Raw genomic sequence first — 24,566 nt, forward strand, 5'->3', positions numbered from 1 at the left:
GTTCTCTTCTTGGGGGCGGGTGGTTGCGGTGATATAGTTCGCGGCCTGTTCGGCCCGCCTGGGCAGCCTGCCGGTGTTCAAAAATTGGCGGCTCGGGGCGGAAGCTGTATCGCAAGGAGTTTAGATGAGTCCTGATGACGCCTATGCGGTCGAGTTGAAAGGTGTGTCTTTCAAACGCGGTGCGCGCAGCATTTTCAATAACGTTGATATTCGTATTCCGCGCGGCAAGGTCACCGGGATCATGGGGCCGTCAGGGTGCGGCAAGACCACCCTGCTGCGCCTGATGGGTGCCCAGTTGCGCCCGAGCGAAGGGCAGGTGTGGGTCAACGGCCAGAATCTGCCGGAGCTCTCGCGCAGTGATCTGTTCGATGCCCGCAAGCAGATGGGCGTTTTGTTTCAGAGCGGCGCGCTGTTTACCGATCTGGATGTTTTCGAAAACGTCGCCTTTCCACTGCGCGTGCACACCGAGCTGCCGGAAGAAATGATCCGCGACATCGTTCTGCTCAAGCTTCAGGCCGTAGGTCTGCGCGGCGCGGTGGAACTGATGCCGGACGAATTGTCGGGCGGCATGAAGCGTCGTGTCGCGCTGGCGCGTGCCATCGCTCTCGATCCGCAGATTCTCATGTACGACGAGCCCTTTGTCGGGCAGGACCCGATTGCGATGGGGGTACTGGTGCGTCTGATCCGGCTGCTCAACGATGCGTTGGGTATCACCAGTATCGTGGTGTCCCATGACCTCAGCGAGACTGCGAGCATTGCCGACTATCTATATGTTGTCGGCGACGGGCAGGTGCTTGGGCAGGGTACGCCTCAGGAACTGATGTCCTCGGACAATCCACGTATTCGTCAATTCATGACCGGCGAGCCTGACGGCCCTGTACCGTTCCACTATCCGGCGCCGGATTTTCGCGAAGATCTATTGGGGAAGCGCTGATGCGCAATAAGTCACTGATGGACCGGGTCCGCCTGCTGGGGCGCTCGGCCATTGATATTGTTACTGTCCTGGGGCGTTCCGGTCTGTTTCTGGTTCACGCCCTGCTCGGTCGCGGCGGTGCGGGTAGCAGTTTTCAACTGCTGGTCAGGCAGCTGTATTCGGTGGGTGTCATGTCGCTGGTCATCATTGTGGTGTCCGGCATGTTCATCGGTATGGTGCTGGCGCTGCAGGGCTTCAGTATTCTGACCAAATACGGTTCGGAGCAGGCGGTCGGCCAGATGGTTGCCCTGACCCTGCTGCGTGAACTCGGTCCTGTGGTGACTGCCTTGCTGTTCGCCGGTCGTGCAGGGTCTGCATTGACCGCCGAGATCGGCAACATGAAATCCACCGAGCAGCTGTCGAGCCTTGAAATGATCGGCGTCGACCCGCTCAAGTACATTGTTGCGCCGCGTCTGTGGGCCGGGTTCATTTCGTTGCCGATTCTGGCAATGATTTTCAGCGTGGTCGGTATCTGGGGCGCTTCCTGGGTAGCGATCGATTGGCTGGGAGTCTATGACGGTTCTTTCTGGTCGAACATGCAGAACAGCGTTTCTTTCACGAACGATGTGCTCAATGGGGTGATCAAAAGCGTCGTATTTGCCTTCGTGGTGACATGGATTGCCGTTTTCCAGGGTTACGATTGCGATCCTACTTCCGAGGGGATCAGTCGCGCGACGACCAGAACCGTCGTATACGCCTCGTTGGCCGTGCTGGGACTGGACTTTATTTTGACCGCTTTGATGTTTGGAGATTTCTGATGCAAAACCGTGCCATCGAAACCGGAGTCGGTCTGTTCCTGCTGGCGGGGATACTGGCTCTGCTCCTGCTGGCCCTGCGAGTCAGTGGTCTGAGCACAAGCGCGAGCACCGATACCTATAAACTTTATGCCTACTTCGACAATATTGCCGGTTTGACTGTCAGAGCCAAGGTAAGCATGGCTGGCGTTACGATCGGCAAAGTGACGGCGATCGATCTGGATCGCGATACCTTCACCGGTCGCGTCACGCTGGAGATTCAGAAGAAGGTCGATAACCTGCCTTCGGACTCGACTGCGTCGATTCTGACTGCCGGTCTGCTGGGTGAAAAATACATTGGTCTCAGCGTCGGCGGTGATGACAAGTTGCTCAAGGATGGCGGGACTATCCATGACACGCAGTCGTCGCTGGTGCTGGAAGACCTGATCGGAAAATTCCTGCTCAATACTGTTAGTAAAGACGCCAAGTGAGGAGCTTCAAATGATCTCTATTCTGCGCCGTGGCCTGCTGGTATTGCTGGCCACTCTGCCAATGCTGGCGAATGCTGCGGCGACCCCGTCGGCTCATGACCTGGTGGAGCGCACTACCAAGGAACTGTTGAGTGACCTGGCGACCAATCGCGAGCAGTACAAAGCCAATCCAAGCGCGTTCTATGATGCACTGAACCGCATTGTCGGTCCTGTCGTGGATGCCGATGGCATTTCCAAAAGCATCATGACCGTGAAGTACTCCCGCAAAGCGAGCCCTGAACAGGTGAAGCGTTTCGAGGAAAACTTCAAGCGCAGCCTGATGCAGTTCTATGGCAATGCCTTACTGGAATTCAACAACCAGGGGATCACCGTCGCACCTGCCAAGGACGAAGGCGATGACCGCACCAGCGTGGACATGCAGGTCAAGGGCAACAACGGTGCGGTCTATCCGGTCTCTTACACGCTGGTCAAGCTGAACGGCGAGTGGAAAGTGCGTAACGTTGTCATCAACGGCATCAATATCGGCAAGCTGTTCCGTGATCAGTTCGCCGATGCCATGCAGCGCAACGGCAACAACCTGGATACCACCATCAACAACTGGGCTGGCGAAGTGGCCAAAACCAAATCGACCGTTGATGCCACGCAGAAGCCGGTGCAATGACCGAATCTGCCGTCCGCCTTGTCGGGCCGGGTGAGCTCCGGCTGATCGGTGTGCTGGATTACCGCACAGGGCCGCAATTGCGCAAGCAGGGTGCGGCACTGATCAAGTCCGGTGATCTGGCAGATCTCACGCTTGACTGCTCGGGTGTCGAGAAGTCCAGCAGCGTTGGCCTGGCCTTGTTGCTGGCGTTCATGCGCGATGCCCGGGATGCAGGCAAGTCGATGACAGTCCGCTCGCTCCCCGAAGACATGCGCCAGATAGCCCGCGTATCAGGTTTGACCGAGCTGCTGGACGCCCACTGAAAGGCACTATCGAAAAAGCCCTTTATCCGGGACCTGCTTGTCAGGCTTCGCATAACATGGGCTTTTTTTGTATGATGCCAGACCCGCGCGCGTACAGCGCCGATCGAGGTTAAGCATGCAGGCCGTAGAAGTTAAAAGCTTCCTTGAAGGAAAGCTGCCGGAAATCAAAGTGGAAGTCGAAGGCGAAGGCTGCAACTTCCAGCTGAACATCATCAGCGACGAGTTGGCCGGCCTGAGCCCTGTCAAACGTCAGCAACAGATTTATACCCATCTGAACCCCTGGATTGCCGATGGCAGCATCCACGCGGTGACCATGAAATTTTTCAGCCGCGCTGCATGGGCCGAGCGTACCTGAGCCAATTGGTGTCGAGACTCTAATGGATAAATTGATTATTACCGGCGGCGTTCGTCTTGATGGCGAAATTCGCATTTCCGGGGCAAAGAACTCTGCCCTGCCGATCCTTGCCGCCACCTTGCTGGCGGACGGACCCGTTACCGTTCAGAACCTGCCGCACCTGCACGACATCACGACCATGATCGAGCTGTTCGGCCGCATGGGCATCGAGCCTGTGATCGACGAAAAGCTCAGTGTCGAAATCGACCCGCGCACCATCAAGACTCTGGTCGCCCCGTACGAACTGGTGAAAACCATGCGTGCGTCGATTCTGGTGCTGGGCCCGATGGTCGCTCGCTTTGGCGAGGCCGAAGTGGCTCTGCCAGGTGGTTGTGCCATCGGTTCGCGTCCGGTCGACCTGCACATCCGTGGCCTTGAAGCCATGGGCGCGATCATCGATGTCGAAGGCGGTTACATCAAGGCCAAGGCACCCGAGGGTGGCTTGCGCGGTGCCAACTTCTTCTTCGATACCGTGAGCGTGACCGGTACTGAAAACATCATGATGGCGGCCAGCCTCGCCAACGGTCGCAGCGTGCTGCAGAACGCCGCGCGCGAGCCCGAGGTTGTCGATCTGGCCAACTTCCTGATCGCAATGGGTGCCAAGATTCACGGTGCAGGTACCGACACCATCACCATCGATGGCGTCAAGCGTCTGGGCCCGGCCACTTACAAGGTCATGCCTGACCGTATCGAGACCGGCACCTACCTGGTGGCCGCTGCCGTTACCGGCGGTCGCGTCAAGGTCAAGGACACCGATCCGACCATCCTTGAGGCTGTGCTGCTCAAGCTTCAGGAAGCGGGTGCCGAAGTCACGACAGGTGAGGACTGGATCGAGCTGAACATGCACGGCAAGCGTCCGAAGGCCGTCAATGTGCGTACCGCGCCTTATCCGGCGTTCCCGACCGACATGCAGGCGCAGTTCATTTCGCTCAACGCGATTGCCGAAGGCACGGGGGCGGTCATCGAGACCATCTTCGAAAACCGCTTCATGCACGTGTATGAAATGCACCGCATGGGCGCTCAGATACAGGTCGAAGGCAACACCGCCATTGTTACCGGCACCGAAGTGCTCAAGGGCGCGCCAGTCATGGCAACCGACCTGCGTGCATCGGCCAGTCTGGTGATCTCGGCGCTGGTTGCCCAGGGTGACACGCTGATCGACCGCATCTACCACATAGACCGTGGTTACGAGTGCATCGAAGAGAAGCTGCAAATGCTGGGTGCCAAGATCCGCCGCGTTCCGGGCTAGCAGCACGCGGCCCTGATGCCGTTGGCATCGGGGCCGCCTGTTTCTGTCGCGGGTGTGATTTCTGATTCGTTTCACTTCAGGTCGACAGGCCTGAGGGTTGTCATGCGCCGCTTGCGTCGTGACAAAAGTTTCCTGATAAGGACTTACGTTTCCCATGTTGACCATCGCACTGTCCAAGGGCCGTATTCTTGATGACACTCTGCCGCTTCTCGCTGAAGCGGGCATAGTGCCGACCGAGAATCCGGACAAGAGCCGCAAGCTCATCATCCCCACGACTCAGGCCGATGTGCGCCTGCTGATCGTGCGTGCCACCGATGTGCCGACCTATGTCGAGCATGGTGCCGCCGATCTGGGTGTCGCGGGCAAGGATGTGTTGATGGAATACACCGGTCAGGGCCTGTATGAGCCGCTCGACCTGCAGATTGCCAAGTGCAAGCTGATGACGGCGGGCGCTATCGGTGCGGTCGAGCCCAAGGGCCGTCTGCGCGTGGCGACCAAGTTCGTCAACGTTGCCAAGCGTTACTACGCCGAGCAGGGCCGCCAGGTCGATATCATCAAGTTGTACGGCTCCATGGAGCTGGCACCGCTGATTGGCCTGGCAGACAAGATCATCGACGTGGTCGACACCGGTAATACCTTGCGTGCCAATGGCCTCGAGCCCCAGGAACTGATCGCAACCATCAGCTCGCGTCTGGTGGTCAACAAGGCCTCCATGAAGATGCAGCACGCACGTATCCAGGCCCTCATCGACACTCTGCGCAAGGCAGTGGAGTCGCGACACCGCAGCTGACCCATTCACGCAACGTTGAGTTGCGTCCAGCTATCCGTGTCATAGCCAAATTTCTCAGGTGCCTGCGCGGATAGCTTGGTAGCTTTAGGCTCCTGAGCATCCGCCAATTATTGAGGCCCCGCTATGACCACTCCCACTGCAATTCGCCGACTCGACGCTGCTGACCCGGATTTCGCACGACATCTGGATCATCTGCTGAGCTGGGAAAGTGTGTCTGACGACTCGGTCAACCAGCGCGTGCTCGACATCATCAAGGCGGTGCGTGAGCGTGGCGACGCGGCGCTGGTCGAGTTCACCCAGAAGTTCGACGGGCTGCAGGTCGCCTCGATGGCCGACCTGATCCTGCCCCGCGAGCGCCTGGAACTGGCGTTGACGCGCATTACCCCGGTTCAGCGCGAAGCCCTGGAAAAGGCCGCCGAGCGTGTGCGCAGTTACCACGAAAAGCAGAAGCAGGATTCCTGGAGCTACACCGAGGCCGACGGCACGGTGCTGGGCCAGAAGGTCACGCCGTTGGACCGTGCAGGTCTGTACGTGCCGGGTGGCAAAGCTTCCTATCCGTCTTCGGTATTGATGAACGCCATACCGGCCAAGGTGGCAGGTGTGACCGAAGTGGTCATGGTCGTGCCGACGCCGCGTGGTGAAATCAACGAACTGGTGCTGGCTGCTGCCTGCATTGCAGGGGTCGACCGGGTGTTCACCATTGGCGGGGCGCAGGCTGTTGCCGCGCTGGCTTACGGCACTGAAAGCGTGCCGAAAGTCGACAAGGTTGTTGGCCCTGGCAACATCTATGTGGCGACCGCCAAGCGTCACGTCTTCGGTCAGGTGGGGATCGATATGATCGCTGGTCCTTCCGAGATTCTGGTGGTGTGTGACGGCCAGACCGATCCTGACTGGATCGCCATGGACCTGTTCTCCCAGGCCGAGCACGACGAAGATGCCCAGGCCATTCTGGTCAGTCCGGATGCCGAATTTCTCGACAAGGTGGCGGCCAGCATCACCCGTCTGCTGCCGACCATGGAGCGGGCGGCCATCGTCGAAACGTCGATCAACGGTCGCGGCGCCCTGATAAAGGTGGCTGACATGGCCCAGGCCATCGAAGTCGCCAATCGCATCGCGCCCGAGCACCTCGAACTGTCGGTCGCCGATCCGGAAGCCTGGCTGCCGCAGATCCGCCATGCGGGTGCGATTTTCATGGGGCGCCACACCTCCGAAGCGCTGGGCGATTACTGCGCAGGTCCCAACCATGTGCTGCCGACCTCCGGAACGGCGCGTTTCTCCTCGCCGCTGGGCGTCTACGATTTCCAGAAGCGCTCGTCGATCATCTATTGCTCGCCGCAAGGTGCGTCCGAGCTGGGCAAGACAGCGTCCGTGCTGGCTCGTGGCGAATCCCTGAGCGGTCACGCGCGCAGTGCCGAATATCGAATCACTGACCCTGACTGGAAAGCAGGCAACACAGAGGACGGCAAATAATGAGCAAATTCTGGAGCCCTTTTGTCAGCGATCTGGTGCCCTATGTGCCGGGCGAACAGCCGAAGCTGACCCGACTGGTCAAGCTCAATACCAATGAAAACCCGTATGGCCCTTCGCCAAAGGCCATCGACGCCATGCGTGCTGCGCTGACCGACGATTTGCGCCTGTACCCGGATCCCAACAGTGATCTGCTCAAGCACGCTGTCGCCGATTACTACAAGGTGCAGCCCAATCAGGTGTTCCTGGGCAACGGCTCGGACGAGGTGCTCGCGCACATCTTCAACGGCCTGTTCCGCCACGAGGCGCCGTTGCTGTTTCCGGACATCAGCTACAGCTTTTACCCGGTGTATTGCGGTCTGTATGGCATCGATTACGAAACGGTCCCGCTGGACGAGCAGTTCCAGATTCGTGCCGAAGACTACGCCAGGCCGAATGCAGGGATCATTTTCCCCAACCCGAATGCGCCGACCGGTTGCCTGCTCGGTCTGGACAAGGTCGAGCAGATCATCAAGGCCAGCCCGGATTCGGTGGTGGTGGTCGATGAAGCCTATATCGACTTTGGTGGCGAGACAGCGATTACGCTGATCGACCGTTACCCGAACCTGCTGGTCACCCAGACCCTGTCCAAGTCGCGCTCGCTGGCCGGGCTGCGCGTCGGTCTGGCAGTGGGGCATCCTGACCTGATCGAGGCGCTGGAGCGGGTCAAGAACAGCTTCAACTCCTATCCGCTGGACCGCATGGCCAATGTGGGCGGGGCGGCCGCTTTCGAGGACCACGAGCACTTCGAGAAGACCCGTAACAAGGTCATCGAAAGCCGCGAGGCGTTGATCGAGCAGTTGCAGGGCAAAGGTTTTGAGGTACTGCCATCGGCAGCCAACTTCATCTTCGCCCGCCACCCGCAACACGATGCCGCAGCACTGGCCGCCAAATTGCGCGAGCAGGGCGTCATAGTTCGCCACTTCAAGCAGCAGCGAATCGCCCAGTTCCTGCGCATCAGCATCGGCACGCCAGAGCAGCATCAGGCGTTGCTGGAAGGCCTTAGCGACATCTGAGAAGCGGATTGGTCAGCCCGAAAACGGGCTGGCCCTGCGCTACGACTCTAGACCGGGCGCAAGGCGTCCAGAAGGACATGCCCACGCGGCAGACTCATCGTCATACGCAAGTCTCGCTCCCACGCCCTTCAGGCAGATGCCTGAACGCAGTGGAAGCGCCTTTCGTGATGCTCTGCGTCAAAGATCTGCGCCGTACCGTACTTTCAGGTACTGGCGCATCACTCCGGCGCTGCGGCGGGGGTCGGGGCGGGCGGTGGGCGCAGGCCGACTTCTGCGCTCAGGCGCATTTCCTTGCCGTTGCGCATCACGTCGATAGCAATCTTGTCCTTGGGTTTGGTGCGCGCCACCTGATTCATCGAGCGGCGGCCGTCGCCGGCAGGTTCGCCATTGATGCTCAGGATCACGTCACCCAGTTGCAGCCCGGCTTTTTGCGCCGGTCCGTCGCGGAAGATGCCCGCCACGACGATACCCGGACGATCCTTCAGCCCGAAGGATTCGGCCAGTTCCTGGGTCAGGGGTTGAACTTCGATGCCCAGCCAGCCACGAATGACCTGCCCGTGCTCGATGATCGACTTCATGACATCCATCGCCAGTTTGGTCGGAATGGCGAAGCCGATGCCCTGGGAGCCGCCGGACTTGGAAAAGATCGCGGTATTGATACCGATCAGGTTGCCGCTGGCGTCCACCAGTGCGCCGCCCGAGTTACCCGGGTTGATGGCCGCATCGGTCTGAATAAAGTCTTCATAGGTGTTGAGGCCCAGCTGATTGCGCCCGGTGGCACTGATGATCCCCATGGTCACGGTCTGGCCGACCCCGAACGGGTTGCCGATCGCCAGCGCTACGTCGCCGATGCGGATGCTGTCAGAGCGCGCGATGGTAATCGCCGGCAGGTTTTTCAGGTCGATCTTGAGCACCGCCAGGTCGGTTTCCGGGTCATTGCCGATGACCCGGGCAATGGTTTCGCGGCCGTCTTTCAGCGCTACCACGATCTGGTCCGCGCCGGTGGTGACATGATTGTTGGTCAGTATGTAGCCTTCGGGGCTCATCATGACGCCAGAACCCAAGCTCGATTCCATGCGCTTCTGCTTGGGCGTGTTGTCGCCGAAGAAGCGTCGGAACTGCGGATCTTCGAAAAGCGGGTTATTGCCCTTGTTGACCATCTTGGTGGTGTAGAGGTTGACCACCGCGGGCGCTGCGGCAATCACCGCGTCGGCATAGGAAGACGGACCTTGCATGACATTGGTGGTCTGTGGAGCCTGTTGCAGATTGACATCCAGGCTCGGCAGACCTACCCACTGCGGATAGCGCTGAATAATCAGCATGGCGATAAGCACGCCAGCCAGCAACGGCCAGCCGAAAAAACGCAGTGCCTTGAACATTTAACAAGTCCTGATGGTTGCGGGCGCAGAAAGTTTTGCCACGGGTGCGCCATAATGGCGGGCATTATACGAGTACAACGCAGCTCTGAACTGCATATTTAGGAGTCTTTTATGGCTGTTGCCCTGAGCACCCTTGTCGAAGAAGCCGACCGCTATCTGAACAGTGCCCGGATTCAGGATTACTGCCCTAATGGCCTGCAGGTCGAAGGGCGGCCACAAGTCATGCGCATCGTCAGTGGTGTGACGGCCAGTCAGGCCCTGCTGGACGCGGCTGTCGACGCTCAGGCTGATCTGGTTCTGGTCCACCACGGTTATTTCTGGAAGGGCGAAAACCCGTGTGTCGTCGGCATGAAACAGCGTCGCCTGAAAACCTTGCTCAAGCATGACATCAGCCTGCTGGCCTATCACCTGCCGCTGGATGTACATCCCGAGGTGGGCAACAACGTGCAGTTGGCGCGTCAACTGGACATCACGGTCGAAGGCCTTCTGGACCCTGAGAATTCGCGTGTGGTCGGGTTGATCGGCTCGCTGTCCGAGCCCATGACTGCGCGGGATTTCGCCCGTCGCGTGCAGGATGCGCTGGGTCGTGAGCCATTGCTCATCGAAGGCAGCCAGATGATTCGCCGTGTCGGCTGGTGCACCGGTGGCGGTCAGAACTACATTGATCAGGCGGTGCTGGAAGGCGTCGATCTGTTCCTCAGTGGCGAAGCATCGGAGCAGACGTTCCACAGCGCACGAGAGAATGACATCAGCTTCATTGCCGCCGGTCATCATGCCACCGAGCGCTATGGCGTTCAGGCGCTGGGCGATTATCTGGCGCGACGGTTTGCCCTCGAGCATATCTTTATAGACTGCCCGAACCCGATCTGAACGATCAAACAGCAGGGCATATGCATAGATCGTTTCGATCTAGTTGCATCGCTGATTAGCGATATCACGCATGTTAAAGTGCGCGGCTCGAATACGGCCCGCTGGCCGCCCCGGGGTTCCCCGGTCCATAACGAACGCAATCCGTGAGTAGCCATGGTTGACAAACTGACGCATCTGAAACAGCTGGAGGCGGAAAGCATCCACATCATCCGCGAGGTCGCCGCCGAGTTCGATAACCCGGTGATGCTGTACTCGATCGGCAAGGATTCGGCCGTGATGCTGCACCTGGCGCGCAAGGCATTCTTCCCCGGTAAACTGCCATTCCCGGTCATGCACGTCGATACCCGCTGGAAATTCCAGGAGATGTATCGCTTTCGCGACCAGATGGTCGAGGAAATGGGCCTGGACCTGATCACCCACATCAACCCCGATGGCGTGGCGCAGGGTATCAATCCGTTCACCCACGGCAGCGCCAAACACACCGATATCATGAAGACCGAGGGCCTGAAGCAGGCGCTCGACAAGCATGGTTTCGACGCCGCCTTTGGCGGAGCCCGACGCGACGAAGAAAAGTCCCGGGCCAAGGAACGCGTCTACTCGTTCCGCGACAGCAAGCACCGTTGGGACCCGAAAAACCAGCGTCCCGAGCTGTGGAACGTTTACAACGGCAACGTCAACAAAGGCGAGTCGATCCGCGTGTTCCCGCTCTCCAACTGGACCGAGCTGGACATCTGGCAGTACATCTACCTTGAAGGCATCCCGATCGTGCCGCTGTATTTCGCCGCCGAGCGCGACGTCATCGAGAAAAACGGCACGCTGATCATGATTGATGACGAGCGCATCCTCGAGCATCTCACCGATGAAGAGAAGTCGCGCATCGTCAAGAAAAAGGTCCGTTTCCGTACCTTGGGCTGCTACCCGCTGACCGGTGCTGTCGAGTCCGAAGCGACCAGCCTGACCGACATCATTCAGGAAATGTTGCTGACGCGAACTTCCGAGCGCCAGGGCCGGGTCATTGACCACGACGGCGCTGGTTCGATGGAAGAAAAGAAACGTCAGGGTTATTTCTAAGGGGTGTCACATGTCGCATCAATCCGATTTGATCAGCGAGGACATCCTCGCCTATCTGGGCCAGCACGAACGCAAGGAAATGCTGCGCTTTCTTACCTGTGGCAACGTCGATGATGGCAAGAGCACGCTGATCGGGCGTTTGCTGCACGACTCCAAGATGATCTACGAAGATCACCTGGAAGCCATCACCCGTGACTCGAAGAAGTCCGGCACCACCGGCGATGATGTCGATCTGGCGTTGCTTGTGGATGGCCTGCAGGCCGAGCGGGAGCAGGGCATCACCATCGATGTTGCCTATCGCTATTTCTCCACGGCCAAGCGCAAGTTCATCATTGCCGACACACCGGGCCACGAGCAGTACACCCGCAACATGGCCACCGGTGCGTCGACCTGTGACCTGGCGATCATTCTGGTGGACGCGCGCTATGGCGTGCAGACCCAGACCCGCCGTCACAGCTATATCGCCTCGCTGCTGGGCATCAAGCATATCGTTGTCGCCATCAACAAGATGGACCTCAACGGCTTCGATGAAGGCGTTTTCGAGTCGATCAAGGCCGATTACCTGAAGTTCGCCGAGGGCATCGCGTTCAAGCCGACCACCATGGCTTTTGTTCCGATGTCGGCGCTCAAGGGCGACAACGTGGTGAACAAGAGCGAGCGTTCGCCTTGGTACACCGGCCAGTCGCTGATGGAAATTCTTGAAACCGTCGAAATCGCCAGCGACCGCAACTATGCGGACCTGCGTTTCCCGGTGCAGTACGTCAACCGTCCGAACCTGAACTTCCGCGGCTTCGCCGGTACGCTGGCCAGCGGCATCGTGCACAAGGGCGACGAGATCGTCGTGCTGCCCTCGGGCAAGAGCAGCCGTGTGAAGTCCATCGTCACTTTTGAAGGCGAGCTGGAGCAGGCGGGGCCGGGTCAGGCGGTGACGCTGACCATGGAAGACGAGATCGACATTTCCCGTGGTGACTTGCTGGTGCATGCCGACAACGTTCCGCAGGTCAGCGATGCGTTCGATGCCATGCTGGTGTGGATGGCCGAAGAGCCGATGCTGCCGGGCAAGAAGTACGACATCAAGCGCGCCACCAGCTATGTGCCGGGCTCCATTGCCAGCATCACCCACCGGGTCGATGTGAACACGCTCGAGGAAGGCCCTGCCAGCTCGTTGCAGCTGAACGAGATCGGTCGCGTCAAGGTCAGCCTCGATGCGCCCATCGCGCTGGACGGCTACAGCAGCAACCGCACCACTGGCTCGTTCATCGTCATCGATCGTTTGACCAATGGCACCGTTGCTGCGGGCATGATCATCGCCAAGCCGGTATCAGGTGGTGGCTCGCAGCACCATGGCGAGCAGGCTCACGTCTCCACTGAGGAGCGCGCGCAGCGCTTCGGCCAGCAACCGGCCACCGTATTGTTCAGCGGCCTGTCCGGTGCGGGCAAGAGCACGCTGGCCTATGCGGTCGAGCGCAAGCTGTTCGACATGGGCCGTGCGGTCTATGTGCTGGACGGTCAGAACCTGCGTCATGACCTGAACAAGGGCTTGCTCCAGGATCGTGCTGGTCGTAACGAGAACTGGAGCCGTGCCGCTCATGTAGCGCGTCAGTTCAACGAAGCTGGCCTGCTGACTCTGGCGGCGTTCGTTGCGCCGGATGCCGAAGGGCGTGAGCGCGCCAAGGCGCTGATCGGCAAGGATCGTCTGCTCACCGTCTATGTGCAGGCATCGCCAGCGGTCTGCCGCGAGCGTGATCCTCAGGGCCTGTACGCCGCTGATGGCGACAATATTCCTGGCGAGTCCTTCCCGTATGACGTGCCGCTGAATGCCGATCTGGTGATCGACACGCAGACACTCAACGTCGAAGAAAGCGTCAGGCAGGTGCTGGACCTGCTGCGCAGCCGCGGCGCGATCTGATACGCATGCAGGTGTGAAAGACCAATGGTTTTCAGCGCCAGCACTAACCTCTTTGCGAGCTTGCTCGCGAAGGGGTAGGCCACAAAAAAGCCCGCCGCAGACAATCTCTGCAGCGGGCTTTTTGTGTGACTGCGAAAGCTTACTTTTTCAAGCCGTAATGCTCATCCAGCATGCCCGGGGAGTTAGGCGACTTGGGCGCGTAATCCTTCGGTGTCTCGGTATCACGCGGCGGAGTCAGGCGATCGCGATGATCGCGGTGCGCATGATTGGCCTCAGGGTGCAGGGCGGCCAGCAGGCGTTGGCGGGTCAGTTCGTCGAGAGCCAGACGGTTGGCGCCCTCGGCAAGGTGTTCCTGAACATCCTGATAGCTCTGTGAAAGCTTTTGTACCAGATTGGCCGTGCTGTTGAAGTGCGTGACTACCTCGTTCTGATAGGTGTCGAAACGTTCCTGAATGTCGTCCAGCTGGCGCTGGGTGCTGTTCGGAACGGTGTTGGGCAGCAGGCGTGCCACCAGAAAACCAATGACGACACCGGCCACCAGGGCGAGCGTCGGCAACAACCAGACTAAGAGCGAGTGTTCCACGAGTCCTTCCTCTATAAACGGCTTTGCTTTACGTTAACGGCTCGAACCTGCGCTGTATACCCGCGACGTATCGTTGATATGCATGCCGCAGACAATCAGCTAGACGAGTCGACCCATTTCGAGGTCACGGAGTTCTGTTTTGCTCATGCGTGAAACCCCATTATTTATCGATGGCCCTGAAGGCCAGCTCGAAGCGCTGTATCAGGACGTCCCCGACGCCCGAGGTGTTGCACTGATCTGTCATCCTAACCCGATACAGGGCGGAACGATGCTCAATAAAGTCGTCTCGACGTTGCAGCGTACCGCACGGGATCAGGGTTTGATCACGTTACGCTTCAATTATCGCGGCGTCGGCGCCAGTGCCGGTACCTCGGTGGCCGGACCGGGCGAGATTGATGATGCCCAGGCTGCCGCCCAATGGCTGCGGGCGCAACATCCTGATCTGCCGATGACCCTGTTGGGATTTTCCTTTGGCGGCTACGTTGCTGCAAACCTGGGTGGCCGACTGGAAGCGCAGGGTGAAAAGCTCACGCATCTGTTTCTGATTGCTGCTGCGGCGTCGCGCCTCAAGGATCAAAGCGTACTGCCCCAGGCTTGCCCGCTGACGATCATTCAGCCGGAGAACGACGAAGTGATCGATCCCGAGACGGTCTATGCATGGTCCGCCGCGTTGCAGCGTCCCCATGAGCTGCTGAAAGTGGCAGAATGCGGACACTTTTTTCACGGCAAGCTGACTGATCTGAAAGATCTGCTCCTGCCGCGACTTTCCAGCTGATTGCAGCCCGTATTGCATCCTATTGATAAGCGACCTGCCATGACCACTCGTATCCTGACCGGTATCACGACCACCGGCACTCCCCATCTGGGCAACTACGCGGGCGCCATTCGCCCGGCCATTGTCGCCAGCCGTCAGAGCGATTTCGACTCGTTCTACTTTCTGGCCGACTACCACGCTCTGATCAAATGCGATGACCCGCTGCGCATTCAGCGCTCGCGTCTGGAAATCGCCGCGACCTGGCTGGCAGCGGGTCTGGACGTTGATCGTGTGACCTTCTATCGCCAGTCGGACATTCCCGAAATCCCGGAACTGACCTGGCTGCTCACCTGCGTCGCGGCCAAGGGCCTGCTCAATCGCGCCCACGCCTACAAGGCGTCGGTGGACAAGAACGTGGAAGGTGGCGAAGACCCGGATGCAGGCATCACCATGGGGCTGTACAGCTACCCGGTGCTGATGGCTGCCGACATCCTGATGTTCAATGCGCATCAGGTTCCGGTAGGGCGCGACCAGATTCAGCACGTTGAAATGGCCCGCGACATCGGCCAGCGTTTCAATCACCTGTTCGGCAATGGCAAGGAATTCTTTGTCATGCCCGAGGCATTGATCGAAGAGAGTGTGGCCACGTTGCCAGGTCTGGACGGTCGCAAGATGTCCAAGAGCTACGACAACACCATCCCGCTGTTCAGTGGTGCCAAGGACATGAAGGGCGCGATATCGCGCATCGTCACCGACTCGCGTGCGCCGGGCGAAGCGAAAGATCCAGACACCTCGCACCTGTTTACCCTGTATCAGGCCTTCTCGACGGCCGAGCAGTGCGCCGAATTCCGCTCCGACCTGTTGCAGGGCCTGGGCTGGGGTGAAGCCAAGAATCGTCTGTTCACGTTGCTGGACGCGCAGTTGAGCGAACCTCGTGAAAAGTATCTGGGGCTCATCGAGCGTCCTGCCGATCTCGAAGACATCCTGCTCGCCGGCGCGCAGAAAGCCCGGCGTGTCGCCACTCCGTTCCTTGGGGAGTTGCGCGAGGCGGTGGGCCTGCGGTCGTTCCGTACCGTGGTGCAGAACGCCGACACCGGCAAGAAAAAGGCCAGCAAAGGCGCTCGTTTCGTCAGCTTCCGTGAAGACGACGGCAGTTTCCGTTTCCGTCTGCTGGCAGCCGATGGCGAGCAGTTGCTGTTGTCGCGCAATTTTGCCGATGGCAAGGCAGCCGGCGTGGTCAGCAAGCAGTTGCAGCAGGGCGGCGAACTGGACCTGCGCAGCGCAGACGATCGCTTCACGCTGTGGCTGGACGGCGCCTGTGTGGCGGACAGTCCGGTATTTGCCGACGCTGCCGCGCGCGACAGTGCCATCGAAACTCTCAAGCTGGCGCTCGCTCCCCAACAGGACTGATTGCCAATCCCCGGGGTCGTCGCTACAGTGACGACCCGTTTTTGTTGCCTTGCTAACGAATTATGACGCCCCTAGAACGATATCAAGCTGATCTGAAACGCCCGGACTTCTTTCACGATGCCGCGCAGGAAAACGCTGTGCGTCATTTGCAGCGCCTGTACGACGATCTGATTGCCGCTCACGACAGCAAGCCCGGCCTGTTCGGCAAACTGTTCGGCAAGAAAGAGCAGACGCTGGTGAAGGGGCTGTACTTCTGGGGAGGTGTAGGTCGCGGCAAGACGTATCTGGTCGATACGTTCTTCGATGCGCTGCCGTTCCAGGACAAGGTTCGTACTCACTTCCACCGCTTCATGAAGCGTGTGCACGAAGAGATGAAGACCCTCAAGGGCGAGAAAAACCCGCTGACGATCATCGCCAGGCGTTTTTCCGATGAGGCGCGGGTCATCTGTTTCGACGAATTTTTCGTCTCCGACATCACCGATGCCATGATCCTCGGCACGCTGATGGAAGAGCTGTTCAAGAACGGCGTGACGCTGGTGGCGACTTCCAACATCGTTCCGGACGGCCTGTACAAGGACGGCCTGCAGCGGGCGCGTTTCCTGCCGGCCATCGCGCTGATCAAGCAGAACACCGACATCGTCAACGTCGACAGTGGCGTTGATTACCGTCTGCGTCACCTGGAGCAGGCCGAACTGTTCCACTTCCCGCTCAACGAAGTGGCGCAGGAAAGCCTGCGTAAAAGCTTCAAGGCGCTGACTCCGGATTGTGCAGAAACCATCGAAAACGATGTGTTGATGATCGAAAACCGCGAGATCCGTGCGCTGCGCACCTGTGACGATGTGGCCTGGTTCGACTTCCGCGAGTTGTGCGACGGCCCGCGCAGTCAGAACGACTACATCGAGCTGGGCAAGATCTTCCATGCCGTGCTGATCAGCGGCGTCGAGCAGATGGACGTCGCCACTGACGACATCGCCCGACGCTTCATCAACATGGTCGACGAGTTCTACGATCGCAACGTCAAGCTGATCATCTCGGCCGAGGTTGAATTGAAGGACCTGTACACCGGTGGCAGGTTGATGTTCGAGTTCCAGCGCACCCTCAGCCGTCTGCTGGAAATGCAGTCCCACGAGTTCCTCTCGCGGGCGCACAAGCCCTAGCAGCAGTGGCGAGCTTCAAGCCAACAGCCTGAAGCTCGCCCAGGCTGCCGCTTGCCTCTCAAAGCCTCTCTATATGACCTTCGAACTGTTGCCGATACTGATTGGGTGACAGCTCGGTGTGCTGACGGAACAGTCGGGCAAAGAAGCTGGCATCGTCGTAGCCTACTTCATAGCTGATGGTCTTGATGCTCTTGCGCGTCCCCGAGAGCAATCCCTTCGCCGTTTCGATCCGCAGCCGTTGCAGGTAATGCAGTGGCTTGTCGCCCGTGGCGGTCTGAAAGCGGCGCATGAAATTGCGGATGCTCATGCCGTGCTCGCGGGCCACGTCTTCAAAGCGGAACTTGTCGGCAAAGTGCTCTTCCAGCCAATGCTGAATCTGCAGAATGACCACGTCCTGATGAAGCTTCTGGCCGCCAAAACCGATTCGCCCCGGCGAGTAGGTGCGACGCACTTCATAGAGGATGTCGCGGGCTACGGCCTGGGCGACATTGGCGCCGCAGAAGCGCTCGATAAGATAAATGTAGAGATCGCAGGCTGAGGTCGTGCCGCCCGCGCAATACACGTTGTCGGCATCGGTCAGGTGCTTTTCCTGATTGAGCAGAACCTTGGGATAACGCTCGGCAAATGCGCTGAAAAAGCGCCAGTAGGTCGTCGCCTCCTTGCCGTCCAGCAAGCCCGCCTCGGCGAGCCAGTAAACGCCGGTGGCTTCGGCGCAGAGTACGGCACCGTTGGCGTGCTGCTCGCGCAGCCAGGGCAGAATCTGTGGGTAGCGCTGGCAGAGGGTTTCAAAGTCGTCCCAGAAGGCTGGAATGACGATGATGTCGCTCTGGCACAGCGCACCGTCGACTGGCAGGGTGACATCGCTGAAGCTGCTGACAGAAAGCCCGTCCGGGCTGACCAGGCGCGTTTCGAAGGCGGGCACCAGGCCATGGCCCAGTTGCTTGCTGTAGCGCAGGCTGGCCAGGTGGAAGAAGTCCTTGGCCTGCATGACGGTCGAGGCGAACATCTTGTCCGTGGTCAGGATGCTTACGCGGCGCAGAAGAGTGGCGTGTTGGATCGGCATAATCGTTATTCTTATATGGGTAAATGGTCAAGCAACGGCTGGATCGTCTTATTTTTTGCCAAAACTGTCCAGCCTCGTTATGTAGGGCTCCCTGAGGGAGCGCCTATGATGGCTTTGTGCTAAGTGGCTAAATATCCGCCAATCCACGCCCCGCAGGCAATAAACAGAATGTGAACAAAAAATCCGGTTGAGGTTATTTTTACAGTCTGTATAATCCGCCAGCTCTTTGCAGTGGAAGTGATGCGCCGTCTGCCGAAGAATCTTGCCGTATAACGGACGCGCTGACCCGAGCCCCCGATAGCGTCTGTTTCCGGCTGCCTTTGACTTGTCAAAGTACGCACTATTCAGTAAGATCCGCCGTCTAATTTTCAGGGCGGCCCCTGAGGCTATAAAGAATGAAAACTTTTACTGCTAAACCGGAAACAGTTAAGCGCGACTGGTTCGTCGTCGACGCTGCTGGTCAGACCCTGGGTCGTCTGGCCACCGAAATCGCGAGCCGTCTGCGTGGCAAGCACAAACCGGAATACACTCCGCACGTTGATACCGGCGACTACATCGTCGTGATCAATGCCGAGCAGATCCGCGTTACTGGTGCCAAGACCACCGACAAGATCTACTACTCACACTCCGGTTTTCCGGGCGGGATCAAGTCGATCAACTTCGAAAAGCTGATCGCCAAAGCTCCTGAGCGCGTGATCGAGACCGCGGTCAAAGGCATGCTGCCTAAGAACCCGCTGGGTCGCGACATGTATCGTAAGCTGAAAGTCTATGCGGGCGCTGTACACCCTCATACTGCTCAGCAGCCCCAAGAACTGAAGTTTTAACGGAATAGTTCATTATGTCGGCGACTCAAAATTACGGCACTGGCCGTCGCAAGACCGCAACCGCTCGCGTTTTCCTGCGTCCGGGTACTGGTAACATCTCGATCAACAACCGCTCCCTGGACAATTTCTTCGGCCGCGAGACTGCCCGCATGGTAGTTCGTCAGCCGCTGGAACTGACCGAGACAGTTGAAAAGTTCGACATCTACGTCACCGTTATCGGTGGCGGTGTAAGTGGTCAGGCTGGCGCAATCCGCCACGGTATCACTCGCGCTCTGATGCAGTACGACGAGACACTGCGTGGCGCTCTGCGTAAAGCAGGCTTCGTGACTCGCGATGCTCGTGAAGTTGAACGTAAGAAAGTCGGTCTGCGTAAAGCGCGTAAGCGTCCGCAGTACTCGAAGCGTTAATACGCTCTTCGTTCAAAGAAAGAACGTCCATCTCCTCGCGGGGCTGGGCGTTTTTTTATGGGCGTGATTTTTACGGTCAGGATTTTTTCGTGTTGCTCGTTTTACGTCGATATTGTGAAATTTATCCGCCTGTCGACGAAGATTACGGAATTTACATCGCGTAAATGAGCTATCTTGTGGCCCGCGACGAACACCTGTCCTGTTGCGTTCATTATCGGATGCGCCCTTGAGGCGCGTTCGTTCGTCTGTCCGATAAATTTTAACAAGCGAGGAGGATCGCCATGGGCGTGACCAACCGGTTGGCCTGTTACTCCGACCCCGCCGACCACTATTCTCATCGCGTACGCATTGTGCTCGCCGAGAAAGGTGTCAGCGCCGAAATTATTGAAGTGGTGGCAGGTCGTCATCCGCCGCAGCTGATCGAAGTAAATCCATACGGCAGTGTGCCGACCCTCGTCGATCGTGACCTGGCGTTGTACGAGTCGTCCGTGGTGATGGAGTATCTGGATGAGCGCTATCCGCATCCGCCTCTGCTGCCCGTCTATCCGGTTGCCCGTGCCAACAGCCGTTTGCTGATCCATCGTATCCAGAGAGACTGGTGCGGCCTTGTCGACCTGATCCTGGATACGCGCAGCAAAGAGCCTGCTCGTGTTCAGGCGCGCAAGGAGCTTCGCGAGAGTCTGGCCGGGGTTTCCCCGCTGTTCGCGGAAAAAGCTTTTTTCATGAGTGACGAGCTAAGTCTCGTTGACTGCTGTCTACTCCCCATACTCTGGCGTTTGCCAATTTTGGGTATTGAATTGCCGCGGCCTGCCAAGCCGTTGCTTGATTACATGGAGCGCCAATTTGCGCGTGAGGCTTTTCAGGCGAGTCTGTCTGCTGCCGAACGTGAAATGCGCTAAGGCTTAAGGAGCCGTTAATGAACTCCAGTCGCCCTTATCTTGTTCGTGCTCTCTACGAGTGGATCGTCGATAACGATTGCACCCCGCATGTGCTGGTCAATGCGGATTACCCGTCGGTGCAGGTCCCGCAAGGGTTTGCCAATGACGGGCAGATTGTCCTGAATGTTTCGCCAAGTGCCGTGCGTCATCTGCATATGGATAACGAAGCGGTCAGTTTCGAAGGCCGCTTCGGCGGTGTGCCGCACACGCTGTATGTGCCTGTCGCTGCCATCCTGGGTATTTATGCCCGCGAGAACGGTCAGGGCATGGTTTTCGATCTGGAGCCTTCCATGGAAGAGGGCGAAGAAATCGAGATCGAAATCGAAGACGATACGCCTCCGCCAGACAGCGAACCGCCACGTCCGAGTGGCAGGCCGAGTCTGAAGGTCGTCAAGTAAAAGACGGGCAATAAAAAAGGCGATCTTCGGATCGCCTTTTTCATGCCTGTCGGTTACCCGTCAGTCGATGTACTCGAAGAGTTTGACGATCTTCTGTACACCGGATACGCCCTGTACCAGGTTGGTAGCGCGATTGGCTTCGTCCTGTGTCACCAGGCCCAGCAGGAACACGATGCCGTTTTCGGTCACCACTTTGATGCGCGAGCCGGGGATGGATGCGTCAGCGATCATCTGGCTTTTGACCTTGGTCGTCAGCCAGGCGTCGTTGTTGCGCGCCAGCAGTGAGGAGGGCGCCATCACCTGCAGTTCGTTGTTGACCTTCTTGACGCGCTGAACCGCGCTGGCGGCCTGTTCGGCCATGGCCTTGAGGTCGGCACGCGGCGTCTGTCCAGCCAGCAGTACGATGCCGTTGAAGCTGGTCACGACGATGTGTGAGCCCTCTGCGAGGTCAGGGCTGGCCTTGGAGATATTGACGGCTGCCTTGGTTTCGATCAGCGAGTCGTCGATCTTGCTGCCGAAGGTGCGCGTGCCGCGATCATCTTCGATCGGCTTTTCGCGAGTGGCCGTGATCACCGAACTGCATCCGGTGACGCTGAGGCACAGTGTCAGAACCAATAGGCTGAGACGATTAGGGGTCATTCTTCACTCCCGAACAGTTGGCTGTCGATCAAATCGCAAAGGCAATGGATCGCCAGCAGATGGACTTCTTGTATGCGTGCCGTGACATTGGCGGGTACGCGGATCTCCACATCCTCCGGCAATAGCAGGGAGGCCATGCCGCCACCGTCGCGTCCCGTCAATGCTACGACAATCATTTCGCGATCATGTGCGGCCTGGATGGCTTGAATAATATTCGCCGAGTTGCCGCTGGTGGAAATGGCCAGCAATACATCGCCTGGCTGACCCAGTGCGCGGATCTGTTTGGAGAAGATTTCGTTGTAGCTGTAATCGTTGGCGATCGAGGTGATCGTCGAGCTGTCGGTGGTCAGTGCAATCGCCGGCAGGCTCGGCCGCTCACGCTCGAAGCGGTTGAGCAATTCCGAGGAAAAGTGCTGTGCATCGCCAGCCGATCCGCCGTTGCCGCACGCGAGCATCTTGCCCTCGTTGAGCAGGGCATTGACCATGACCTGACTGGCTTGCTCGATAAAGGGTGCAAGGACTTCCATCGCCTGTTGCTTGGTTTCGATGCTGGCCTGGAACAGCCGGCGAATTCGGGATTGCATGTCCATCAATGTGACCTTAATTAGAGCGTACGGCGGCGGGACGGATGCGCCGGGTTCTCCCGGGAGCTATCCGGCACACAAGGTGTGCAGCCGGCAAAACAAGTAGCGAAATCGGTGAGGGTATAAGCGTGTTACTGGCCATGATCCGAGTCGCACTGCTGCGCCAAGTCAGCTGTCAAAAGCGCTCTTGATCCAATTCAGCGGTGCGGCATTGCCGGGCTCGCCTTCAATGGCGATCACGTCGAAACGACAGGGGTGATTGGCCCAGGTCGTCGCTTGCTGCAGAAAAAGCTGTGCGGCCGTGACGAGTTTCCCCTGCTTGCGAAAATCGACGCTTTCCATGGCGCCGCCCCATCCTGAATGGCGCCGGTAGCGAACTTCGACGAATACTACTGTATCGCCGTCAAGCATGACTAGATCAAGCTCGCCGCGTTTGCATAACCAGTTTTGTTCAATCAGGCGCAGCCCCTGTTGTTGCAAAAACTGCAGGGCGAAGGCTTCAGCCTCGCGCCCTGCTTGCTGGCGGGTGCTGCGTTGCATCAGGGCGCGGTGTCCGGCAGACGCTGGATCTTGCCGTCGACGAACTCAGCCCATGGCAGCTGGCGTTCGACGCGACGACCAGGATTCAGGCTGAGGCTGCCGGACAGTCCGTCGATGCGGCTGTCAGGCATCGCCTTTAGCTGGGCGAGGCGCGGTGCCAGACGATAGGCGTCGATACCCATTGCATACAGACGACCCAGGCTGCCTGCAGCCTGTGGCCATTGCGCGGTGACCTGCTGGCGCAGCGGGTCTTCGGCGTTCAGCAGCCATGGCGTTTCGCAGAAGCGCACGCCATTCAGGTCCATATATTGAGCGTGATCGTTGCTGTTGGTGAACAGGTGCGAAGTGGCGTAGACCGGAACGTCACCCGCGTACTGAAAGACCATGGTGGGTTTGATCTGCTGTGCTTGCTGCGGGGTAGCGGCGAGGAACATGAAGTCGATGTCCTGGCGACGACTTGGCTGAGCGGCGACCTGGGTGCCGGCGGTGCTTTGCAGGCGCTGGGCGCGGCCTTCGCTGTTACGCAACTGGAACAGGTCGGCGACCTGCTGTGCCAGTTCTACAGGCTGATCGACATGCTCTGCAGCGATCAGCGTGCCGCCCTTGGCTTGCCAGCTCTTGCGGAAGGCATCCAGCACGCGGTCGCCCCATTCACCTTTCGGAACCATCGCAACGGCGCTGCGCTTGCCGTCCGCCCAGGCGCGACGTGCAACCTCGCGTGCTTCGTCTTCTGCGGCCAGGCCGAATTGGTACAGCTGAGCCGGGCCTTCATTGCTCGTGTCGCTGTAGTTCAATGCCAGGGTGGTGATCGGCAACTGCTGGCGGCTGTTCAGCTGTTTAACGAGGTTCTTTTCCAGCGGACCGACAACCAGTTGCACGCCAGCGGCCTGAGCCTGACGGTAGAACTCGTCCATCGAGGTGATTCGCGAGCTGTCGAAGACCTGGATGGCTGGAGGATTCTGTCCTGCCTGCTGAGCCTGGAAGTGCGCGGCCATGAAGCCTTCGCGCAATGCCTTGGCGACTGCGGCCAGTTGACCATCCTGCGGCAGCAGCAGAGCAATTTTGGTGATCGGCTCGCTGGTCAGTGCACGCAACTGCGCGAGGGCGGTTGGCAGTTGCAGTGCAGCAGGATGTTTCGGATTCTGCGCTTTCCAGCTGTCGATGGCAGCCTGTTGCTGCTCAAGCGTGCCTGCGCCCTTGACCGAGCGAGCCAGATTCAGCCAGCCGCCCATATCGTCAGTGGCGGTGCTCTGCAGCTGCTCGGCAGGCAGGGCGGAGACCAGTGTCCAGATCGCGTCATTGTTGGCGTTGACGTCTGCGCCTTGCAGCAGCGGGCCTGCGTAAACACGTTCATTGGCGGCTGCGAGCGCCTGGCCATCGGCTTCAAGGGCGCGTGCCTTGACCATGTGAGTACGAATCTGTTGCTCGACCGACAGCTCGCCCAGGCGCTGCATGCTCGGATGATTCAAGGCGGTCAGCGCTGCCTTGGGCTGATTGCGGCCCATCGCCAGCTCAGCGGACAGTGTGCTGGCGAAAACCTGCAGCCCGGGCTTGAGTTGATCGATTTGCACCTGTCCGAGGATTTGCGCGGCGCGTCCTGCGTCATTCTGGCGGCTGGCCAGATCGGCCGCACTCAAGCGCAGCGTTGCGGCCTGCTCGGGTGTTTTGGCGCTGGCGGCCTGTTCGAGCAATTGCTCGATGCTGGCATCCGGGGTTCGAGGCAGCTCGCCAAGGCTGGACGAGGGCGAGCTGGCACAGGCTGCGAGGAGGGCAGCGAGGCAGAGGGCAGAGAGCAGCCGCAGACAAGCGATCATTGGTATGTTCCTGAAACTCGAGCGAATTAACGGGGGATTGTACCCAAGCGCTGGCCAGGGTGCGATGTCGAAGGTATTTAAAGCCGTGATATCAGTCGCTTTAAGGTCAT

At 58.9% G+C, this 24,566-nt stretch carries 27 protein-coding genes; 20 read left to right on the top strand and 7 right to left on the bottom strand.

Annotated features, from left to right (window positions below):
- Positions 1 to 124: 124 nt before the first annotated feature.
- From JOE33_RS18890 to hisC, 10 genes are all read left to right on the top strand, one after another.
- Positions 125 to 934: an ATP-binding cassette domain-containing protein gene (locus JOE33_RS18890; RefSeq protein WP_003313589.1), complete on the top strand. Its 810-nt coding sequence runs from the start codon at positions 125 to 127 to the stop codon at positions 932 to 934.
- Positions 934 to 1,731, top strand: a complete 798-nt coding sequence (mlaE, locus tag JOE33_RS18895) for a lipid asymmetry maintenance ABC transporter permease subunit MlaE (RefSeq protein WP_010427511.1) — start codon at positions 934 to 936, stop codon at positions 1,729 to 1,731. Before JOE33_RS18890 ends, mlaE begins: the two co-directional genes overlap by 1 nt.
- Entirely contained in the window at positions 1,731 to 2,198 is a 468-nt protein-coding gene (gene mlaD, locus JOE33_RS18900) for an outer membrane lipid asymmetry maintenance protein MlaD (protein ID WP_003313587.1), read from the top strand. The genes mlaE and mlaD overlap by 1 nt, the downstream gene beginning before the upstream one ends.
- A 10-nt stretch (positions 2,199 to 2,208) precedes the next feature.
- Entirely contained in the window at positions 2,209 to 2,859 is a 651-nt protein-coding gene (locus JOE33_RS18905) for an ABC transporter substrate-binding protein (RefSeq protein WP_032615170.1), read from the top strand.
- Positions 2,856 to 3,161 (top strand): STAS domain-containing protein, encoded by a 306-nt coding sequence (locus JOE33_RS18910; RefSeq protein ID WP_010427507.1) that lies wholly within the window; start codon positions 2,856 to 2,858, stop codon positions 3,159 to 3,161. The genes JOE33_RS18905 and JOE33_RS18910 overlap by 4 nt, the downstream gene beginning before the upstream one ends.
- Before the next feature lie 115 nt (positions 3,162 to 3,276).
- A complete protein-coding gene (locus JOE33_RS18915) occupies positions 3,277 to 3,516 on the top strand; it encodes a BolA family protein (protein WP_005889065.1) in 240 nt (79 codons plus the stop codon).
- 22 nt (positions 3,517 to 3,538) lie between these two features.
- Positions 3,539 to 4,804 carry a UDP-N-acetylglucosamine 1-carboxyvinyltransferase gene (gene murA, locus JOE33_RS18920; RefSeq protein WP_002555078.1) on the top strand — a complete coding sequence of 422 codons (1,266 nt, stop codon included), beginning with the start codon at positions 3,539 to 3,541 and terminating at the stop codon, positions 4,802 to 4,804.
- 154 nt (positions 4,805 to 4,958) lie between these two features.
- Positions 4,959 to 5,594 carry an ATP phosphoribosyltransferase gene (gene hisG, locus JOE33_RS18925; RefSeq protein WP_002555077.1) on the top strand — a complete coding sequence of 212 codons (636 nt, stop codon included), beginning with the start codon at positions 4,959 to 4,961 and terminating at the stop codon, positions 5,592 to 5,594.
- 123 nt (positions 5,595 to 5,717) lie between these two features.
- Positions 5,718 to 7,064 carry a histidinol dehydrogenase gene (gene hisD / locus JOE33_RS18930; RefSeq protein ID WP_003400252.1) on the top strand — a complete coding sequence of 449 codons (1,347 nt, stop codon included), beginning with the start codon at positions 5,718 to 5,720 and terminating at the stop codon, positions 7,062 to 7,064.
- The gene (gene hisC / locus JOE33_RS18935; RefSeq protein ID WP_122694818.1) at positions 7,064 to 8,116 is read left to right on the top strand and encodes a histidinol-phosphate transaminase; all 1,053 of its coding nucleotides are present in this window, start codon (positions 7,064 to 7,066) and stop codon (positions 8,114 to 8,116) included. The genes hisD and hisC overlap by 1 nt, the downstream gene beginning before the upstream one ends.
- Before the next feature lie 218 nt (positions 8,117 to 8,334).
- Here hisC and algW read toward each other — a convergent pair whose 3' ends face one another.
- A complete protein-coding gene (gene algW / locus JOE33_RS18940) occupies positions 8,335 to 9,495 on the bottom strand; it encodes a Do family serine endopeptidase AlgW (RefSeq protein ID WP_002555073.1) in 1,161 nt (386 codons plus the stop codon).
- 111 nt (positions 9,496 to 9,606) lie between these two features.
- Between algW and JOE33_RS18945 the strand changes: the two genes are divergently transcribed.
- The 3 genes from JOE33_RS18945 (at position 9,607) to cysN (ending at position 13,345) form a co-directional block, all read left to right on the top strand.
- Positions 9,607 to 10,365, top strand: coding sequence for a Nif3-like dinuclear metal center hexameric protein (locus tag JOE33_RS18945; protein ID WP_122694819.1), 759 nt, complete (start codon positions 9,607 to 9,609; stop codon positions 10,363 to 10,365).
- Between the two features lie 153 nt (positions 10,366 to 10,518).
- Positions 10,519 to 11,436 (top strand): sulfate adenylyltransferase subunit CysD, encoded by a 918-nt coding sequence (cysD, locus tag JOE33_RS18950; RefSeq protein WP_003313577.1) that lies wholly within the window; start codon positions 10,519 to 10,521, stop codon positions 11,434 to 11,436.
- Between the two features lie 10 nt (positions 11,437 to 11,446).
- Positions 11,447 to 13,345 (top strand): sulfate adenylyltransferase subunit CysN, encoded by a 1,899-nt coding sequence (cysN, locus tag JOE33_RS18955; RefSeq protein WP_187624945.1) that lies wholly within the window; start codon positions 11,447 to 11,449, stop codon positions 13,343 to 13,345.
- Positions 13,346 to 13,484: 139 nt separating this feature from the next.
- On the opposite strand, the gene JOE33_RS18960 is transcribed toward cysN, so the two are convergent.
- Positions 13,485 to 13,928: a DUF1043 family protein gene (locus JOE33_RS18960; RefSeq protein ID WP_010427491.1), complete on the bottom strand. Its 444-nt coding sequence runs from the start codon at positions 13,926 to 13,928 to the stop codon at positions 13,485 to 13,487.
- 145 nt (positions 13,929 to 14,073) lie between these two features.
- Here JOE33_RS18960 and JOE33_RS18965 point away from each other — a divergent pair, with 145 nt between their 5' ends.
- The 3 genes from JOE33_RS18965 to zapE all read left to right on the top strand — a co-directional run bounded on the left by JOE33_RS18965 (position 14,074) and on the right by zapE (position 17,249).
- Positions 14,074 to 14,703 (top strand): alpha/beta fold hydrolase, encoded by a 630-nt coding sequence (locus JOE33_RS18965; protein WP_096139576.1) that lies wholly within the window; start codon positions 14,074 to 14,076, stop codon positions 14,701 to 14,703.
- Between the two features lie 39 nt (positions 14,704 to 14,742).
- A complete protein-coding gene (locus JOE33_RS18970) occupies positions 14,743 to 16,092 on the top strand; it encodes a tryptophan--tRNA ligase (protein ID WP_187624946.1) in 1,350 nt (449 codons plus the stop codon).
- 62 nt (positions 16,093 to 16,154) lie between these two features.
- Positions 16,155 to 17,249: a cell division protein ZapE gene (zapE, locus tag JOE33_RS18975; RefSeq protein WP_003340671.1), complete on the top strand. Its 1,095-nt coding sequence runs from the start codon at positions 16,155 to 16,157 to the stop codon at positions 17,247 to 17,249.
- A gap of 58 nt (positions 17,250 to 17,307) precedes the next feature.
- On the opposite strand, the gene JOE33_RS18980 is transcribed toward zapE, so the two are convergent.
- Positions 17,308 to 18,213 carry a GlxA family transcriptional regulator gene (locus tag JOE33_RS18980; RefSeq protein ID WP_187624969.1) on the bottom strand — a complete coding sequence of 302 codons (906 nt, stop codon included), beginning with the start codon at positions 18,211 to 18,213 and terminating at the stop codon, positions 17,308 to 17,310.
- A 494-nt stretch (positions 18,214 to 18,707) separates the two neighbouring features.
- Here JOE33_RS18980 and rplM point away from each other — a divergent pair, with 494 nt between their 5' ends.
- From rplM to JOE33_RS19000, 4 genes are all read left to right on the top strand, one after another.
- On the top strand, positions 18,708 to 19,136 hold the full coding sequence (gene rplM, locus JOE33_RS18985) for a 50S ribosomal protein L13 (RefSeq protein WP_002555065.1): 429 nt from the start codon (positions 18,708 to 18,710) through the stop codon (positions 19,134 to 19,136).
- Positions 19,137 to 19,150: 14 nt separating this feature from the next.
- A complete protein-coding gene (gene rpsI / locus JOE33_RS18990; RefSeq protein WP_002555064.1) occupies positions 19,151 to 19,543 on the top strand; it encodes a 30S ribosomal protein S9 in 393 nt (130 codons plus the stop codon).
- Positions 19,544 to 19,824: 281 nt separating this feature from the next.
- Entirely contained in the window at positions 19,825 to 20,442 is a 618-nt protein-coding gene (locus JOE33_RS18995) for a glutathione S-transferase N-terminal domain-containing protein (protein ID WP_010427484.1), read from the top strand.
- 17 nt (positions 20,443 to 20,459) lie between these two features.
- Entirely contained in the window at positions 20,460 to 20,879 is a 420-nt protein-coding gene (locus JOE33_RS19000) for a ClpXP protease specificity-enhancing factor (RefSeq protein ID WP_003313571.1), read from the top strand.
- Positions 20,880 to 20,939: 60 nt separating this feature from the next.
- Here the strand turns inward: JOE33_RS19000 and JOE33_RS19005 are convergent, their stop codons facing one another.
- The 4 genes from JOE33_RS19005 to JOE33_RS19020 all read right to left on the bottom strand — a co-directional run bounded on the left by JOE33_RS19005 (position 20,940) and on the right by JOE33_RS19020 (position 24,456).
- Positions 20,940 to 21,518: a BON domain-containing protein gene (locus tag JOE33_RS19005; protein ID WP_010427481.1), complete on the bottom strand. Its 579-nt coding sequence runs from the start codon at positions 21,516 to 21,518 to the stop codon at positions 20,940 to 20,942.
- Positions 21,515 to 22,108 (bottom strand): phosphoheptose isomerase, encoded by a 594-nt coding sequence (locus JOE33_RS19010; protein ID WP_003418801.1) that lies wholly within the window; start codon positions 22,106 to 22,108, stop codon positions 21,515 to 21,517. The genes JOE33_RS19005 and JOE33_RS19010 overlap by 4 nt, the downstream gene beginning before the upstream one ends.
- A gap of 162 nt (positions 22,109 to 22,270) precedes the next feature.
- Positions 22,271 to 22,645 carry a YraN family protein gene (locus tag JOE33_RS19015; protein WP_025990804.1) on the bottom strand — a complete coding sequence of 125 codons (375 nt, stop codon included), beginning with the start codon at positions 22,643 to 22,645 and terminating at the stop codon, positions 22,271 to 22,273.
- On the bottom strand, positions 22,642 to 24,456 hold the full coding sequence (locus JOE33_RS19020; RefSeq protein WP_096102508.1) for a penicillin-binding protein activator: 1,815 nt from the start codon (positions 24,454 to 24,456) through the stop codon (positions 22,642 to 22,644). Before JOE33_RS19020 ends, JOE33_RS19015 begins: the two co-directional genes overlap by 4 nt.
- Between the last annotated feature and the right edge of the window lie 110 nt (positions 24,457 to 24,566).

The organism is Pseudomonas sp. PvP027 (genome assembly GCF_017833005.1).
Taxonomy (GTDB): Bacteria; Pseudomonadota; Gammaproteobacteria; order Pseudomonadales; family Pseudomonadaceae; genus Aquipseudomonas; species Aquipseudomonas congelans.